Here is a 16,081-nt window from a genome sequence, read left to right as displayed (position 1 = left end):
TAGTGTCCTCGTCAACGATGTAGCCACATTCTCAACGCCGACAAAAGTTGCTCAGTATCCACGGGCTTTGCAAGGTAATCCGAAGCACCCGCCTCAAGGCACTTCTCGCGGTCGCCCTTCATCGCCTTGGCCGTCAGCGCAATGATGGGCAGACGCTGGTTTTTCTCGCTGCTGCGGATCTTCTGCATAGTCTGATATCCGTCCATTTCGGGCATCATGATGTCCATCAGAACGATTGAAACATCCGTCGTGCTGAGCGTCTCGATGGCTTCGAGGCCGGTCGTCGCCGTCAGCACTTCCATGCCGCGCCGTTCGAGCAGGCTGCTCAGAGCGAAGATGTTACGCGCATCGTCATCGACGAGCAGCACTTTGCGCCCGACCAGATAGTCGTCGGTGTCGTGCAGGCGCGACAGCAATTCTCGCTTCTCCGCCGGCAACTCCGTGACGACGCGATGCAGGAAGAGCGCCGTCTCGTCCAGCAGACGCTCAGGCGACTCGACGCCCTTCACCACGACGGTGCGCGCATATTGCCGGATCTGCAGGTTTTCGTCGCTCGACAATTCGCGCCCTGTAAACACGATGACCGGAATATCGCGCATCGTTTCTTGCCGGCTCATGTGCTCCAGGATCTCGAAGCCCGACATGTCGGGCAATTTGAGATCCAAGACCACGCAGTCGACATTCTCCAGCCGGAGCGTGTCGATCGCCGATTTGCCGTCTTCCGCCGTCAAAATCTCGACGTCGCTTTCTTTGAGAAGCGTCGAAATGCTGAGACGTTCCGCCGGATCGTCCTCGACGATCAGCAATCTCTTGGTGGCGGTCGCAGAAAACGCCCCGATCTTGCGCAGCGCCGATTTCAATTGGTCCGCCTGCAAAGGTTTCGTCAGGAACGAATACGCGCCGCGCGCCAGGCCATGATGGCGATCATCGTCGAGTGTCAGAACTTGCACCGGAATATGCCGGGTGAGCGGATTGTGCTTCAACTGGCTGAGCACCGACCAACCCAAAATATCCGGCAGGTGAATATCGAGAGAAATCGCAGTCGGATTGTAATCCGTTGCCAGCGTCATAGCGTCGACGCCGCGTTGGCAGACAATGCCTTTGAAACCGGTGTCGTGCGCCGAGTCGAGAAGTATGCGAGCGAAATTCGGATCATCCTCGACGATCAACAGAACCTGATCGCCGGCAACGATACTGTCGCGGTCATCCTCGATCGTGGATGGCAACAACCCCGGATGCGGCAGCGCGACGGGCGATGTCATATTCGCTTCAGACTTCGTCCGGACATCACTCGCAAGCGAGGCGTAGCGCAGCGGCACGTAGAGCGTGAAGATGCTCCCGACACCGGGTTCGCTCGACAATTGAATTTCACCGCCGAGAAGGTGAGCCAGCTCGCGGCTAATCGCGAGGCCGAGACCCGTACCGCCGTACTTGCGGCTGGTGCTCGCGTCGGCCTGCTGGAAGGCCTCGAAAATAAGCTTCTGTTTGTCGGATGGAATGCCGATACCAGAGTCCTGAACCTCGAATGCAACGATGGTCGGAGCCGTCGATAGAATGGGATGCTCGGAATTCCACTTGTTGCCGTTGGCTGGTTTGACGGCCAGCCGCACGAACCCGTCACGCGTGAACTTGAAGGCATTCGAAAGCAGGTTCTTCAGAACCTGCTGCAGACGCTTGGAGTCCGTGAAAATCGTCTTACCGAGATCAGCATCAAACGTAACTTGGAAATCGAGACCGCGCCGCTCGGCTTCGTGGCGGAAAGGCCGCGCCACGGCTTCGATAAGACCGCCGAACGCGACCTCTTCCGCATCGACCGAAACGGTGCCGGATTCGATCTTCGACAAATCGAGAATATCGCTGATGAGGTTCAGCAGGTCGGTCCCTGCGCCGTGAATCGTGCGCGCGAACTCGACCTGCTTCTCCGTCAGGTTCTTGTCCGGGTTATCGCTGAGCTGCTGCCCGAGGATGAGGATGCTGTTGAGGGGCGTTCTAAGCTCATGAGACATGTTGGCGAGGAATTCGGACTTGTAACGCGACGTCAGTGCAAGCTCGGCTGCCTTTTCTTCCACCGCACGCCGCGCCTGATCGATTTCCTCGTTCTTGCGTTCGACTTCGACGTTGCGCTCGGCGAGCTGTTGCGCCTTCTGCGCCAACTCTTCGTTAGTCTTCTGCATCGCGCGCTGCTGATCCTGCAACTCGCCAGCGAGCTGTTGCGACTGCATCAGCAGGCTTTCCGTCTGCATCGTCGCTTCGATACTGTTCAAGACGACGCCGATCGACACCGAAAGCTGTTCAAGGAATGTCAGCTGCGCAGGCTCAAAGTTCTGCAGCGAGCTGAGCGATATGACGGCCTTCAGGCGGTCCTCGAACGTGATCGGATGCACGATGACGCTGCGCGGCGGCGCTTTGAACACGACGGAATCGATATTCGTCGTCGGTTGCGGAATGTCGGTCAGCACGCGGCGCTGCTTTTCGACGGCACATTGCCCGACGAGGCTTGAGCCAAGACCGAGCCGTTCGGGGTAGGGCGCTTGCGTATCATCGGCGTAGCTCGCAAGCAGCTTCAACTCGCTGTTGGTCGCATCGTACTGATAGATAACACCCTGATGCGCGTTGATCAGAGGCACGAGTTCCGACAGCAGTTTCTGCGACACTGTCATCACATCGCGCTGCCCCTGAAGCATGCTGGTGAAGCGCGCGAGGTTCGTCTTGAGCCAGTCCTGTTCGGTGTTGAGCTGCGTCGTGAGACGCAGGTTGCCGATCATCGTGTTGATGTAGTCTTTCAGTTCCGCGACTTCGCCGCGCGCTTCGACCTGAATCGTGCGCGAAAGGTCGCCGCGTGCGACGGCCGTCGTCACTTCGGCAATGGCGCGCACCTGTGTCGTGAGGTTGGCGGCCAGCAGGTTGACGTTGCCGGTCAAATCTTTCCACGTGCCTGCGGTGCCCGGCACGTTGGCCTGACCGCCAAGACGCCCTTCGACGCCGACTTCGCGCGCCACCGTCGTCACCTGATCGGCGAACAACGCCAGCGTTTCGGTCATGTCGTTGATCGTTTCGGCGAGTGCTGCCACTTCGCCTTTCGACTTCACCGTGAGTTTCGGTTTCAGGTCGCCGTTCGCAACCGCGGTCACGACCTTCACGATGCCGCGCACCTGTTCGGTAAGGTTCGCAGCCATGACGTTCACGGTGTCGGTCAAGTCCTTCCACGTACCGGCGACGCCCGGCACGGTCGCCTGACCGCCGAGCCGGCCTTCAGTGCCGACTTCGCGAGCGACGCGCGTCACTTCGGAAGCGAAGGCATTGAGCTGGTCGACCATCGTGTTGATCGTCGTCTTGAGATCGAGAATTTCGCCTTTGACGTCGACCGTAATTTTTCGCGAAAGGTCGCCGCGCGCCACAGCGGTCGTCACTTCGGCGATGTTTCGAACCTGCGTCGTGAGGTTGGCGGCGAGCAGGTTGACGTTATCGGTCAAGTCTTTCCATGTGCCGCCGACGCCCGGCACAACGGCCTGACCGCCGAGGCGGCCCTCGGTACCGACCTCGCGGGCCACGCGCGTCACTTCGGCAGCGAACGACCGTAGCTGCTCGACCATCGTGTTGAGCGTTTCTTTCAGCAGCAGAATTTCGCCGCGCACGTCGACGGTGATCTTCTTAGACAGGTCACCGCTCGCGATGGCGGTCGCAACTTCGGCGATGTTACGAACCTGGGCCGTCAAGTTGCCGGCCATGAAGTTCACGTTGTCGGTGAGGTCCTTCCAAGTACCGGCGACGCCCGACACCTGCGCCTGACCGCCAAGCTTGCCTTCGGTGCCGACTTCGCGGGCGACGCGCGTCACTTCGGAGGCGAAAGCATTGAGCTGGTCCACCATCGTGTTGATGGTGTTTTTCAACTCCAGAATTTCGCCTTTGACGTCGACCGTAATCTTGCGCGAAAGGTCGCCGCGCGCCACGGCCGTCGTCACTTCGGCGATGTTGCGCACCTGACCGGTCAGGTTGCCCGCCATCGAGTTGACGTTGTCGGTGAGGTCCTTCCACGTACCGGCGACGCCCGGCACCGCGGCCTGACCGCCGAGCTTGCCTTCGGTGCCGACTTCGCGGGCGACACGCGTCACTTCGGAAGCGAAAGCGTTGAGCTGATCGACCATCGTGTTGATCGTCGTCTTGAGATCGAGAATTTCGCCTTTGACGTCGACGTCGATTTTCTTCGACAAGTCACCACGCGCGATGGCGCCCGAAACCTCGGCGATGTTACGCACCTGTGTCGTGAGGTTCGACGCCATCGAGTTGACGCTGTCGGTCAAGTCTTTCCACGTACCCGCAACACCCGACACCTGCGCCTGGCCGCCAAGCTTGCCTTCGGTGCCGACCTCGCGCGCCACGCGCGTCACCTCGCCGGCGAAGCCGTTGAGCTGATCGACCATCGTGTTGATGGTCTCTTTCAACTGCAGAATTTCGCCCGAGACGTTGACCGTCACTTTCTTCGAAAGGTCGCCGCGCGCAATGGCGGTGGCGACTTCGGCGATATTACGCACCTGGCCGGTGAGGTTGCCTGCCATCGAGTTGACGTTGTCGGTGAGGTCTTTCCATGTACCAGCGACGCCCGGCACCGCAGCTTGGCCGCCGAGGCGACCCTCGGTCCCGACTTCGCGGGCGACGCGCGTCACTTCGGAGGCAAAAGCATTGAGCTGATCCACCATCGTGTTGATGGTGTTTTTCAATTCCAGAATTTCGCCTTTGACGTCGACGGTGATCTTTCGCGAAAGGTCACCGCGCGCCACGGCCGTCGTCACTTCGGCGATGTTTCGAACCTGCGTCGTGAGGTTGGCGGCCAACAGGTTGACGTTATCGGTCAAGTCCTTCCAGGTTCCGCCGACGCCCGGCACAACGGCCTGACCGCCGAGGCGACCCTCGGTTCCGACCTCGCGCGCGACGCGCGTCACTTCGGCAGCGAACGATCGCAGCTGTTCCACCATCGTATTGATGGCTTCCTTGAGCTGCAGGATCTCGCCGCGCACGTCGACGGTGATCTTCTTCGACAGGTCGCCGTTGGCGACGGCAATCGTCACTTCAGCGATGTTGCGAACCTGAGCCGTCAGGTTCGAGGCCATCAAGTTGACGCTCTCGGTCAGGTCCTTCCAGACGCCGGTCACTTCGCCGATCTGGGCTTGGCCGCCGAGCTTGCCCTCGATGCCGACCTCCCGGGCGACGCGCGTCACTTCCGAGGTGAAAATCGACAACTGCTTGATCATCGTATTGACGATCGTCGCCGACCGCAGAAACTCGCCCTTGAGCGGACGACCATCGACGTCTAGCCGCATCGGTTGCAACAGATTGCCCTGCGCGACGGCTTCGATCGTGCGCGTCACCTCGGTCGTCGGCTGCAACAGATCGTCGACGAGGCCGTTGATGGACTGTTCCATCTCCCCCCAGGCGCCGAGCGCCAGGCCGAGCCGCACGCGCTGGTTGGTCAAACCTTCGCGGCCGACCGCATGGCCCAAATGCTGAAGCTGATTGGCCATGCGCTGGTTTGTAATAATAATGTCGTTGACGGTGTCGGCGATCTTGCCGGCCAGGCCGTCCCAGTCGCCGCGCATGCGGACACTGAAATCGCCCTCCTTAACCGCCTGAAGTGTTTGGAGCATTTCGACGAGCACACCGCCCGAACCCGAAGGGTAGCGCTCGGATTCAACGGCGCTGATCTGCTCCGACATTCAAAACTCCCCTCGCGTCGCGTTTTAACCCCGAAGAACGCTTGAACCCGGCAGTTTGTTCCATTGCCCTGCAGGCGCTCTCGGCGTTCCCGCCGTTTATGATGACCGGTTCGGTAATAAGCATGATCGGCTGAGACGCGGTCATCGAACCGCCGGTCTGCCGAGACCGTGAAGAAACTGCCGCAGCAAGCAGAACGAACAAGGTGGCCAAAGATTGGCTGACGCAAACGCGCTATCGGCCTGACGAGCTTTTGACGGCGTCTTCATCGTCCGGCACAGCTTCGCCTGGGAGCTGACCGGTCATTTCCTCAAGAAGCCGATTGCGGGCGCGGTTGACGCGGCTTTTCATCGTCCCGACCGCGCAGCCGCATACGCGGGCCGCATCCTCGTACGAGAAGCCTTCCGCGGTAATGAGCAGCAGAGCCTCGCGATGGTCGGGCGAGAGCCGCATCAGCGCTTTCTGCATGTCGTCGAATTCAAGATGGGTAAGCTGCGGTGGTGGCACGCTGGCATTCATCGCCGCATGATCCTCATCGAGCTCTTCACGCTGGGATTTCCGATAGTACGTGAAATAGGTGTTGCGGAGGATAGTGAACAGCCACGCCTTGAGGTTCGAATCCGGCACGAAGGAGTCTTTGTGCGTCCAGGCTTTAAGCAAGGTTTCCTGGACAAGATCGTTCGACAGCTGCGCGTCGCCGCTCAGCGAATGTGCAAAGGCCCTAAGATTTGGGGTCGCCTCGATCAGCGCGTCCCCGAAACTCTTAGTTTCCGTCACTTCTGCTGCTCCTTGGCCTCGAGCTTGCGGACAAGTTCGAGGAGGTCGTCGGGGACGGGCTCCTGGGCGATGGTGTCATACATCGCCCGCATGCGTTGACCGATGAGCTGCGCGGCAAATCCGGGAAGCTGCGGAAGAGGGCCTTTTGCGGCCTCGGGTTCTGGCTGACCTTCCGGTTCCGGAAAGTCGCCGTCCGTTCTCTTGCAATCCTCGGGTGCGTCGAGGCGATGCTGCATGACGTGATCTTGAGCCCTGTTGAAGATTGCGACCGGCCCCGATTGAGACAAACTCCTGTAACATTGTCAGCAGGGGGGCTCGTCTGCCGAACGTGGCACAAGAGATTTTGTTCCGGGTGGGAACCATCTCTTTCACAGGTTCGTTGTTGTTCCGGTACAGATTGGCCATCGCGGAGGTTGCGCGGGCGGCATTGCCGCTCGCCAAGGATGAGTTTACTCATCCGCTTGGCTTGGGAGGTCCAAAGCTATGTCGATTGCGCAGACAATACGCGTGCACTTGCCTTATTTACGGCGGTTCGCACGGACCTTGACCGGCGCGCAGCAGACGGGCGACGCCTACGTTGCGACGCTTCTCGAAAGTCTGGTTTCAACGCCGTCGGACTTCCCGACGAACATGCCGCCGCGCATGGCGCTCTATCACCTGTTCCTGAAGGTCTGGAATTCGGTCCGGCTCGATTCGAGCGGCGGCGACGAAGTGACCAGCGCGCTTGTCGCGGCCCAGCGGAAAATAAACTCGATCAGCTCGCTGCCCCGGCAAGCGTTCCTGCTGGTTGCGGTTGAAGGCTTCACCTCGGCCGAGACGGCCGCCATTCTCGAAGTCACGGAACCCGACGTCGAGAAGCTTCTTGAAGTTGCCGGCCAGGAAATTGCTCATCAGGTCGCGACCAACGTTCTCATCATCGAGGACGAACTGCTGATCGCGATGGACCTTGAAACCATCGTCACCAGCCTCGGCCATTCCGTGCAGGAAGTGGCAACCACGAAAAACGAAGCGCTCGCGGCTGTGAAACGCAACAAGCCGGGGCTCATCCTTGCCGATGTTAAGCTTGCCGATGGCAGCAGCGGTCTTGAAGCGGCGAAGGAGATCGTTGCCGAAGACGAGGTTCCGATCATCTTCATCACGGCCTATCCCGAAAAGGTCCTGACCGGCGAACGCCCCGAGCCGACCTTCCTCATTTCAAAGCCGTTTCAGCGCGACACCGTCATGGCGATCATCAGCCAGGCGCTGTTTTTCGACACCAAGGCCCATCCTCGGACTGCCGCCGCCTGATATCTAAAGCCGGCGCTCCGAGTCTGGATATACAATCCAGGCAGCCCGAGCCCTTCCGGCCAGACTTTTTCCCATAGTAATAAAGTAACGCGCTTGTGAAGCCGGGTGTCCCGGCTTTTTCGTATGAGCGTTGGGACTGACAAAAAAACTTGGGAGTGAAGCGCAATGAAATTGGCACAGGGTCCTGTCTTCGCCGGACTGATTGCCGGACTGCTCGTGGGAACGCTTGGCGCCGTCACCGCCGCCAACGCGGCCAGCATTGCCGTCGGCAAAAAGCTGGAGCTCAAGGTCGACCCGGCAAAGATGAAAGAAGAGCGCGATCGTCTCTGGGCCAAGTACGGAGGATGGTGCGCGATCCAGGATTGGCATCCGGCTATCGCGAAATGCGAGGAGACCACCGAGGGCGACGCCAAGGTCCGCATCCTGACGCTAAAGGGCGGCGGCACGATCAAGGAAAAGCTGCTCGACGTGAAGCCGAACTTCTACCGCTATGAAATTCTCGAAAGCCCGCTGCCGGTCAAAAATTATCAGGCGCAGTTTGCTCTGACGCCGGATGACGACGACGAGGATGAAATCAATTTCGCTTGGTCCGCCGTATTCGATCCCGCGGACGGTAAGACCGACAAGGAATCCCGCGACGTGATCGATGGCATCTTCAAGGCCGGTCTCGACAACATCAAGAAAACGGCGGGCACCAAGCCTGACGATGACGACGACAAGAAATAAGCGTCACGCGAAACGGTTAAAAAGGCGCCGCGCAATCGGCGCCTTTTTTCTTTTCCTCGCTCGTCGGGCGATCATGCCTTCAGCGTTTCGATCGCGAGACGGATGAGGTCTGCGGTCCGGTCGACGCCGAGCTTCACCTTCATCTGCGTGCAGATGTTGGCGACGGTCTTGTAAGCGATCCCGAGACTTTCGGAGATCGCCGTCATGCTCTTGCCCTGTCCGAGCATCCGAAGAATCTCGACCTCGCGGATCGACAGCGACTGCAGCGGATCGTCCGACGAAATCTGGCTGACCGCAATGCGCGACGCGAGATCTCTGTCGATGTACTGCTCGCCGGCGCGCACCTTGCGGATCGCCGCGATCAGTTCTTCGACCGGCGCGCTTTTGCTGACGTAACCCCGCGCTCCGCCGCGCAGTGCGCGAACGGCATAGATCGGCTCGTGGTGCATACTGAAGACGACGACCCGCGCGTTGCCGTCAGCGGCGAGAATTTGCCTGAGAACTTCAAGGCCGCCGGCGCCTTCGAGATTGAGATCGAGCACCACGACGTCCGGCCGCTCTTGCCGGTAGACGGTGAGGGCCTCATCAATGCCGGACGTTTCCAAAACGTCCGCTTCGAAATGTGCCACGAACAGCTTTCTCAGCCCTTCGCGCACCACACCATGGTCATCGACAATAAGAATTTTCATGCTGCACTCGTGGTCATGTTTTGCTGGCCATCATTCTTATTTCGCGCCAGCGGCAGTGGAATCTCGACAATCAACAACACGCCTTTCCCCCCTTCGCGATCGGCAATGCGGAGACGGCCGTCAAGCGACGCCACGCGCTCTCGCATTCCTGCAAGACCAAATCCTCTCGTTCCATTCACCGTAATTCCCGAGCCGTCGTCCGATACGACGATCCGCAATGCGCCATCGACGCGCCGCGCCGTAAGTCCGATGGCGGAAGGCTGCCCATGCCGCACGGCATTGCTCGTGCCCTCCTGCAAAATCCGAAAAGCGACCTCCTCGATGCCGATTGGAAAACGCGCGTCCTCAATGTCCATCGTGAAGTTGATGTTGGGTCGTCGCGCCTTCCAGAACGCGACCAGCTGCTCGACCGCGATCACCAGCCCCTGATCGATCAGCAGCGCCGGCCTGAGGCGGCTCAGAATAGCGCGCAAATGCACCTGCATGTGCTGGACCGACTGGCGAATGGCCTTGCTTCGTTCGACGATCTCATCGGACGCATTGCGCGAGGCGAGGAGAGGGATTGCCTGCGCATCGACGTCGGCGGCGAAAAGAAACGGGCCAATCTCGTCATGGAGATCGCGGGCGATCTCGGAACGCTCTTCTTCCTGTACGGTCGAAAGCTGCTCGTTGAGGCGGTGGTTATCATGCTCGGACGCTTGCAACTGGTCGGCCATGCGGTTGAAAGCCTGATAGATCAGTTTCAGGTCTTCGGGACCGGCTTCGGCGACGTGGGCCGTGTAGTCGCCTTTTCCGACGCGGTCGAGCGCAGATGAAAGCTGTTCCAACGGTCGGAGCGCCCGCCCGAGCGTGGCGTAGATCAGCGTCAGCACGACGGCGCAGAAGCTCGCGATGATCAGGAATTTGAGCTTCAGATCTTCCCAGACCTCGCTGACTTCATTGTGCGGATCAGCCTGTATTCGAATCGTACCGAGATCTTGGACCCCTTTGGGAAGATCGAACGTCCGCGCTCGCTGCTCGCCGGCAAGAAGCCCGAACAGCCAACTTGGGGGAGGATCAAACGGCTTTTCGAGACGTGACACGCTCGCAATCTTGCCGGTCGGATTGACGAGGCGAGCAACGATGTGCCGATCGCCGTCGAACGAGGAGATGATCCTGCGAACCTGCGTGTTCGCGTCGGGTCCTGGCACGACGGACGTCAGCGCATCGCCGACGGCGCTGCCCGCGACTTCCATGGCCGACGACATTTCAAGATCGATCTTGCGCAGCCCATATAGGTACGTCAGCACGCCGCCACCGATAAGGCAAAGCGCGAGGACGAGCGCGACGAGCGCGAGAAGTCGGCGTCTCAAGGGCATTCGTAAAGCAATGCAAACAATTGTAACATTGTAACTTCTTGGCCCACGCCGATGTGTGCGTCAAGCAAAGTTGCCAAAGCTTCGGTCGGTGAATGGCAAAGAACCTGCATTTCATCGATTGTAAACGAATTCGAATGCCGGAGCGTACCATTCCATGACGCCGTATTTTCGTTCCTACGCCGCCAACTTCAATCGCATACGCCTATTGGAGATGATCGACCATCGCGAACCGCAAACGAGCCGTCGCGAAATGCAACATTTACAGACGATATGCGCGCAGGAACGGGAAATCCGCGCTTTTTCGGATATGCAATTCGCTGCTCACAAGAAGCGCAATGGCGTCTTGCCGGGAATTATTCCCTAATTTGCGGGAAAAATTTCCAGTCGCAAGCCGCGCGTCTTTACCCGGTTTTGCTATCGCGACGCTTCGATGATGCGCCCTGTGAATTTGGCGGGCGCGCGCAATTGTCTCCAATCTTTTCATTTCCATTAAGCACTTGCTAACTTCGCCAGACGCTTACTCGGGGCATTGCCGAAACCCCGGACTGAGCCCTGAAAGTAATGCCGTCGCGTGTGTCTGCGTTGCCTGAACCCCGTCAAGCGCCGACAATAACGGAAGCGCTGAAGCAGAAGGCTATGCTGCTCCTCCTGTTGAGCGTATTTGTCAGTGCAGTGACATATGCGGTGCTCTCGCTGATCGCGCCGCAGTATGAAAGCGAAACCGTAATCGCCATCGAGCCGGAAGGCGCCACGTCATCGACTGCGATGGATCAGGCAGCGATCAGCACCTACATCGGCGCTCTGGAATCGTCTTTCTTATTGCGCCCCATCGCTGATGAGCTCGCGCTCGCCAAGCAGCCCGAGTTCAACGGCGCGCTGGGGCCGGTCGATCTGCTTCATGCCGCGCGGCGCGCGGTCGGATTGGACAACGACGGCGGCGGTGCCAACGAATTGACGCGGGTCGTCACGGCTCTGCGCGACAGCCTCGACATCCACGGCACGAATGATCGTCACGCCATCGTCATTCGCGCGACGTCGCTTGATCCTGTGCGCGCTGCCAAAATCGCGAATGCCATCGCCGACAAATATGCAGCGATGCTCGCGCAAGAGGCCAAAAGCGTGCAGATGGGTTTCTATCGCGCACCGGATGCGCCCAAGAGCAAAGCGGCGGCACCGCCGGTCGCGCATATCCTATCGAAGGCCGTGCCGAACGCCGTGCCCGCCTACCCGAAGAAGATCGAGCTTTCGGTCGTGGCAGGCGCGGCCTTTGCGTTGTTTGCCGTCGCGTGGATCGTCGTGACGACCGCGCTGCGTGGACTGCCGAAGCGGCAACCTGAAAAACCATCAGCCTCGCACGCGGATGCGCCCGCGCCGAAGCCAGAACCGCTTCTGGAGACCAAGCCCGAGATCGCGGACGAGCCCATACTGGCTGAGAATATATCAGAGCCGGTTGAACTGCCCGCCGAGCCGGATGACATCGCCTCTGTGCCATCCGCCATGACGCACGATCAATCCACCGCCTTTACTGAAATCGAAAAGCTCGCCCTCCGCCTCAAGGCGCAGCGGCCGTCGGGAGGCGGACACCGCACACTCATCACGTCGGAGAGCGAGGACGTCATTCCCTACGAGCAAGCGCTGGAGTTGGCGAAAGTTCTCGCTGGCTGCGGTGCGCAAACAATCCTGATCGATTGGAGCCCGAGCGGAAAGGGATTTGCAAAGGCAGCCGGGGTCGAGGCTAGCGTAGGCTGGAACGATCTGTTGCAGGGCCGCGCAACCTTCGACGACATCATCCATCGGCTGCCCGGCAGTCGCGCTCAAGTGATTGCGAGTGGCGTTGCGCTTCCGTACGGCGGCCGCAAGCTGGATGCCGACCTGCTGAACTTGGCGCTCGATGCCTTGGACGAGGTTTATGACCATATCGTCGTGACAGGACGTCACAACGAAGCGCGTGCATTGTTCGAATGTATCGAAGGCCGTTTCGATGCCGGGATTACGGTCGAGCCGAATGGCGACGACACGTCATCGCCGAGCGACGCAACGACCTTCCTGAGTTTTGACGTCACCGATATCGATATCTTGCATTATCGGCGTCCCGAGCCGCCCGTTTCGGCCATGGCGCAGCGCATTGCCCGTGCGACGCGCGCGCGTGAGTTAGCCGTTCAGCACGCCTAGCCGCGTTCTCTGTTTCAGCGGTCGGGACGTTGCATCCAACTGATGAGCCACGCGGCCGGGAGCGTCCACAGCAGTCCGGCAACGGCGTAATAGGCAAGCTCCGCAAATTTACTGACGTTGCGAACCTGCAGGACAACCGCGACTGCGACCGCCAGGACTGCATAGATGCCCACGAGCAAAAGTAGAGCTACCGTGCCGAGAAGCTTTCTTTTGCGCTGCGTCATAGCCCGACAATCGCCCGCGTTGAAGCCCGCGCCGCATGGGCGCATTGCTCCGCCTCAATGAAAGAGTATCACACCCCGATTAAACGGCTTGAGGATATGCCCCGCCGATGAGCACGATGCAACTTTCCGATAATCGCGGCACGACAGCCCAAAACGGTAAAGACGCCGGCCGGCGCTCCGTTTCGCTCTGGCTTTGGTTCGTGGCCGCGCTGGTGCTGGCGATGGTCGTCGTCGGGGGGGCCACGCGACTGACGGAAAGCGGGCTTTCGATCACCGAATGGCAACCGATCCTCGGCGCGATCCCGCCGCTCAACGAAGCCGACTGGATGGCGGCGTTCGACAAGTACAAACAGATCCCACAGTACACGGCCATTCATGATGGCATGTCCCTCGATCAGTTCAAATTCATTTACTATTGGGAATGGAGCCACCGGCTGCTCGGCCGTGCCATCGGCTTCGTGTTCGCCATTCCGTTTCTGTACTTCTGGTGGACCGGCAAACTGAAGCGCGGCACGGGAAAGAAGTTTCTCGGCATCCTCGCTCTGGGCGGACTTCAGGGCTTCATTGGTTGGTACATGGTCAGCTCCGGTTTGAGCGAGCGCATCGAAGTAAGCCAGTACCGGCTCGCGCTGCATCTGGTGACGGCGTTTATGATCCTCGGTCTGCTCGTTTGGGCGGCGCTCGAAGAATGGCCGCGAGAGGAGCGCATCACGGGCGAGGTGGCGACGCCGTTGATCAAACGTATGGCCGCCATTATCGTTGCCACGGTTCTTATTCAGGTCATGCTCGGCGCCTTCGTGGCGGGGCTCAGGGCCGGATACATCTACAACACGTGGCCGTCGATGGATGGTCAGTTCATTCCAACCGACTATTGGATCAAGCCTGCGTATCTGACCTTCTTCGAAGGCCATGCCGCCTCGCAGTTCAATCACCGCATGGTGGCCTATCTCGTCGCCGCCTTGGCTTTTTTCCAGATTTGGCTGACGACGCGCACGCCGGTCGATGATCGCATCCGCCTGACGTCGCAATGGCTCGGCGCCGCGGTCGTCTTCCAGATTGCGCTCGGCATTACGACGCTGCTGCTGCACATGCGTCTCGACCTAGCCCTGTCGCATCAGGCAGGCGGCGCGATCGTTTTCATTCTGGCTATCGTGCATTTGCACGCAACGCGCCGCGCTGGGATCGTTCCGCGCGATTACTTCGCCGCTCGCGGTCGCGCATCGGCCTGACGTTCGCTCGCTCAAGCTTTCTCCCCTTGACGGGGAGGGGTGAGGAGCTGTCCGAACGAAAATGCGAATGCCGCTTACAGGCCGAGCATCAGTTTGATGTTCTGGACGGCCGCGCCGGCCGCGCCCTTGCCGAGATTATCGAGCCGCGCGACGAGCACCGCCTGATTCAGCGCAGCCTTTCCGAACACGAACAGCTCAAGCTTGTCCGTTCCGTTTAGAGCTTCGGCCTCCAGGCGGTTCATCTTCGCCGATGGCTCGGCGATAACGTTCACGTGCGCGCTGCCGCGATAGTGCTCTTCCAGCACAAGCTCGATATCGCGCAGGCACGGCTTGCCCGGCAGTGTATCGAGATGCAACGGCACGGAGACGAGCATCCCTTGCCGGAAGTTGCCGACGCTCGGCACGAAGATCGGCCGCCGCGACAGTCCCGAATACCTCTGTAGCTCGGGCACATGCTTGTGCTCCAGGCCGAGCCCGTAAAGCTCGAACGACGGCGCCGTACCAGCCTCATAGGCTTCAATCATCGTCCGTCCGCCGCCCGAATACCCCGACACGGCATTGACCGTGATCGGATAGTCCGGCTCGATGATGCCCGCGTCGACCAGCGGCCGCAGCAGCGCGATCCCGCCCGTCGGATAGCAGCCGGGATTGGCGACGCGCGTCGCCCTCCGGATGACGTCGGCGTGGCCGGGCGTCAGTTCGGCGAAACCGTAAGCCCAGCCTTCCGCGACGCGATGCGCCGTCGAAGCATCGACGATTTTTGGAGCCTGCGCGCCAAGCTCATCGGCCAGCGCCACGGTCTCTCGCGCAGCATCGTCCGGCAGGCACAGCACGACGAGATCGACGTCGCGCAGCATGTCCGCCCGCGCGGCACGATCCTTCCGCTTGGCTGGATCGATGCTTTTAACGTCGATACCGGCGACGCCAGCCAGCCGCTCGCGGATTTCGAGGCCGGTCGTTCCGGCCTCGCCATCAATGAAAACCCGCGCGAGCTTCGTTTGTGTTGCGGTCGTCATCCTAACCACATCCCGATGCGATGCTTGATGCCTTCCCAGATCGTTTCCGAGCAGCCGATGCCATAGTTGGCACAGGCGATCCGGTGGCTGTCGCGATAGATCATATCGAGTGCAACATACAGGATGATGGCAAGGCCGACCCAGGCGATCCAGGGATAGCGCGCGAGCAGCTTGGCGATGTATGTCGAGGCCACTGCCATTAGAATGATGGCGATCGCCAAACCGATGATGAGGACGAGCGTCGATTCACCTGCCGCGCCTGCAACCGCCAGCACGTTGTCGAGCGACATTGAAAGGTCGGCGAGGATGATCGTCCAAAGAGCGCCCCAGAACGACACAGGGTTCGGATGCGGCGCACCCGAAGCGAGGTTCTTTTCGACCTCGTGAATGGAATGCGTATCGGCTTCGACGATCTGCCTGTACATTTTCCAGCAGACGAACAGCAGCAGAAGGCCGCCCGCGAGCGTCAGGCCTATGACTTGCAGCATCTGCTGAGCGATGCCCGAGAAAATGATCCTCAGGATCACGGCGCCGAGAATGCCCCAGAAGATGACTTTCGTGCGCATCGACTTCTCGACGCGGGACGCCGCCATGCCCACCACGATGGCGTTGTCGCCGGCAAGCGTCAGGTCGATCATCAGGATGTTGAACAGCGGCACGGCATGGGTCCGCCACCAGTGCGGGGAGAGCAGCAAGCCGATGTCCGTTACAAAAACCGTCCATAGGTCATGAATGCCGTTTAATACTGCGTCCATTCTCTCTCCGAACCCCCCGGTCCTTAAGCGTGTGCCACAACGGCCGAAAGCCAGTGGCTATGTGGCATCACGGCGCCTCTGCGACAACCCTCCCGAGCCAGAAAAGCAAACAGCCCGCCAAGGTGGCGGGCTGTGCTTT

Annotated in this window: 12 protein-coding genes; 4 read left to right on the top strand and 8 right to left on the bottom strand. The window is 60.0% G+C overall.

Annotated features, from left to right (window positions below):
- Nucleotides 1-11: 11 nt before the first annotated feature.
- The 3 genes from RLW41_RS00475 to RLW41_RS00465 all read right to left on the bottom strand — a co-directional run bounded on the left by RLW41_RS00475 (nucleotide 12) and on the right by RLW41_RS00465 (nucleotide 6,722).
- On the bottom strand, nucleotides 12-5,711 hold the full coding sequence (locus tag RLW41_RS00475; RefSeq protein ID WP_409560397.1) for a HAMP domain-containing protein: 5,700 nt from the start codon (nucleotides 5,709-5,711) through the stop codon (nucleotides 12-14).
- A gap of 232 nt (nucleotides 5,712-5,943) precedes the next feature.
- Nucleotides 5,944-6,486 carry a sigma-70 family RNA polymerase sigma factor gene (locus RLW41_RS00470; RefSeq protein ID WP_414463065.1) on the bottom strand — a complete coding sequence of 181 codons (543 nt, stop codon included), beginning with the start codon at nucleotides 6,484-6,486 and terminating at the stop codon, nucleotides 5,944-5,946.
- Nucleotides 6,483-6,722, bottom strand: a complete 240-nt coding sequence (locus RLW41_RS00465) for a NepR family anti-sigma factor (RefSeq protein WP_013948237.1) — start codon at nucleotides 6,720-6,722, stop codon at nucleotides 6,483-6,485. Before RLW41_RS00465 ends, RLW41_RS00470 begins: the two co-directional genes overlap by 4 nt.
- 247 nt (nucleotides 6,723-6,969) lie before the next feature.
- Between RLW41_RS00465 and RLW41_RS00460 the strand changes: the two genes are divergently transcribed.
- Together RLW41_RS00460 and RLW41_RS00455 are read left to right on the top strand one after the other, a co-directional pair.
- Nucleotides 6,970-7,773, top strand: coding sequence for a response regulator (locus RLW41_RS00460; RefSeq protein WP_414463064.1), 804 nt, complete (start codon nucleotides 6,970-6,972; stop codon nucleotides 7,771-7,773).
- A gap of 165 nt (nucleotides 7,774-7,938) precedes the next feature.
- Nucleotides 7,939-8,499, top strand: coding sequence for an SRPBCC family protein (locus tag RLW41_RS00455; protein ID WP_409560395.1), 561 nt, complete (start codon nucleotides 7,939-7,941; stop codon nucleotides 8,497-8,499).
- Between the two features lie 71 nt (nucleotides 8,500-8,570).
- On the opposite strand, the gene RLW41_RS00450 is transcribed toward RLW41_RS00455, so the two are convergent.
- Entirely contained in the window at nucleotides 8,571-9,188 is a 618-nt protein-coding gene (locus RLW41_RS00450; RefSeq protein ID WP_414463063.1) for a response regulator, read from the bottom strand.
- On the bottom strand, nucleotides 9,185-10,546 hold the full coding sequence (locus RLW41_RS00445; protein WP_409560393.1) for a histidine kinase: 1,362 nt from the start codon (nucleotides 10,544-10,546) through the stop codon (nucleotides 9,185-9,187). The genes RLW41_RS00450 and RLW41_RS00445 overlap by 4 nt, the downstream gene beginning before the upstream one ends.
- 636 nt (nucleotides 10,547-11,182) lie before the next feature.
- Between RLW41_RS00445 and RLW41_RS00440 the strand changes: the two genes are divergently transcribed.
- The gene (locus RLW41_RS00440) at nucleotides 11,183-12,718 is read left to right on the top strand and encodes a hypothetical protein (protein WP_414463062.1); all 1,536 of its coding nucleotides are present in this window, start codon (nucleotides 11,183-11,185) and stop codon (nucleotides 12,716-12,718) included.
- A gap of 14 nt (nucleotides 12,719-12,732) precedes the next feature.
- Here the strand turns inward: RLW41_RS00440 and RLW41_RS00435 are convergent, their stop codons facing one another.
- Nucleotides 12,733-12,942, bottom strand: coding sequence for a DUF2842 domain-containing protein (locus RLW41_RS00435; protein ID WP_409560391.1), 210 nt, complete (start codon nucleotides 12,940-12,942; stop codon nucleotides 12,733-12,735).
- Nucleotides 12,943-13,049: 107 nt separating this feature from the next.
- Between RLW41_RS00435 and RLW41_RS00430 the strand changes: the two genes are divergently transcribed.
- Nucleotides 13,050-14,171, top strand: coding sequence for a COX15/CtaA family protein (locus RLW41_RS00430; RefSeq protein WP_414463061.1), 1,122 nt, complete (start codon nucleotides 13,050-13,052; stop codon nucleotides 14,169-14,171).
- Between the two features lie 74 nt (nucleotides 14,172-14,245).
- Here the strand turns inward: RLW41_RS00430 and argC are convergent, their stop codons facing one another.
- Both argC and RLW41_RS00420 read right to left on the bottom strand, forming a co-directional pair.
- Nucleotides 14,246-15,187 carry an N-acetyl-gamma-glutamyl-phosphate reductase gene (gene argC / locus RLW41_RS00425; protein ID WP_414463060.1) on the bottom strand — a complete coding sequence of 314 codons (942 nt, stop codon included), beginning with the start codon at nucleotides 15,185-15,187 and terminating at the stop codon, nucleotides 14,246-14,248.
- On the bottom strand, nucleotides 15,184-15,942 hold the full coding sequence (locus tag RLW41_RS00420; protein ID WP_414463059.1) for a YjbE family putative metal transport protein: 759 nt from the start codon (nucleotides 15,940-15,942) through the stop codon (nucleotides 15,184-15,186). The genes argC and RLW41_RS00420 overlap by 4 nt, the downstream gene beginning before the upstream one ends.
- Nucleotides 15,943-16,081 lie beyond the last annotated feature (139 nt).

It is taken from the genome of Hyphomicrobium sp. DY-1, assembly GCF_047497105.1.
Classification (GTDB): domain Bacteria; phylum Pseudomonadota; class Alphaproteobacteria; order Rhizobiales; family Hyphomicrobiaceae; genus Hyphomicrobium_B.
Note: the sequence above shows the minus strand (reverse complement) of the source record. Positions and strands in the feature narration are given on the sequence as shown.

Bases quoted from the DNA above. Each gene is read 5' to 3' on its own strand.
- RLW41_RS00475 (WP_409560397.1), bottom strand. From the start codon at position 5,711: ATGTCGGAGCAGATCAGCGCCGTTGAATCCGAGCGCTACCCTTCGGGT.
- RLW41_RS00465 (WP_013948237.1), bottom strand. From the start codon at position 6,722: ATGCAGCATCGCCTCGACGCACCCGAGGATTGCAAGAGAACGGACGGC.
- RLW41_RS00460 (WP_414463064.1), top strand. From the start codon at position 6,970: ATGTCGATTGCGCAGACAATACGCGTGCACTTGCCTTATTTACGGCGG.
- RLW41_RS00455 (WP_409560395.1), top strand. From the start codon at position 7,939: ATGAAATTGGCACAGGGTCCTGTCTTCGCCGGACTGATTGCCGGACTG.
- RLW41_RS00450 (WP_414463063.1), bottom strand. From the start codon at position 9,188: ATGAAAATTCTTATTGTCGATGACCATGGTGTGGTGCGCGAAGGGCTG.
- RLW41_RS00445 (WP_409560393.1), bottom strand. From the start codon at position 10,546: ATGCCCTTGAGACGCCGACTTCTCGCGCTCGTCGCGCTCGTCCTCGCG.
- RLW41_RS00440 (WP_414463062.1), top strand. From the start codon at position 11,183: ATGCTGCTCCTCCTGTTGAGCGTATTTGTCAGTGCAGTGACATATGCG.
- RLW41_RS00435 (WP_409560391.1), bottom strand. From the start codon at position 12,942: ATGACGCAGCGCAAAAGAAAGCTTCTCGGCACGGTAGCTCTACTTTTG.
- RLW41_RS00430 (WP_414463061.1), top strand. From the start codon at position 13,050: ATGAGCACGATGCAACTTTCCGATAATCGCGGCACGACAGCCCAAAAC.
- argC (WP_414463060.1), bottom strand. From the start codon at position 15,187: ATGACGACCGCAACACAAACGAAGCTCGCGCGGGTTTTCATTGATGGC.
- RLW41_RS00420 (WP_414463059.1), bottom strand. From the start codon at position 15,942: ATGGACGCAGTATTAAACGGCATTCATGACCTATGGACGGTTTTTGTA.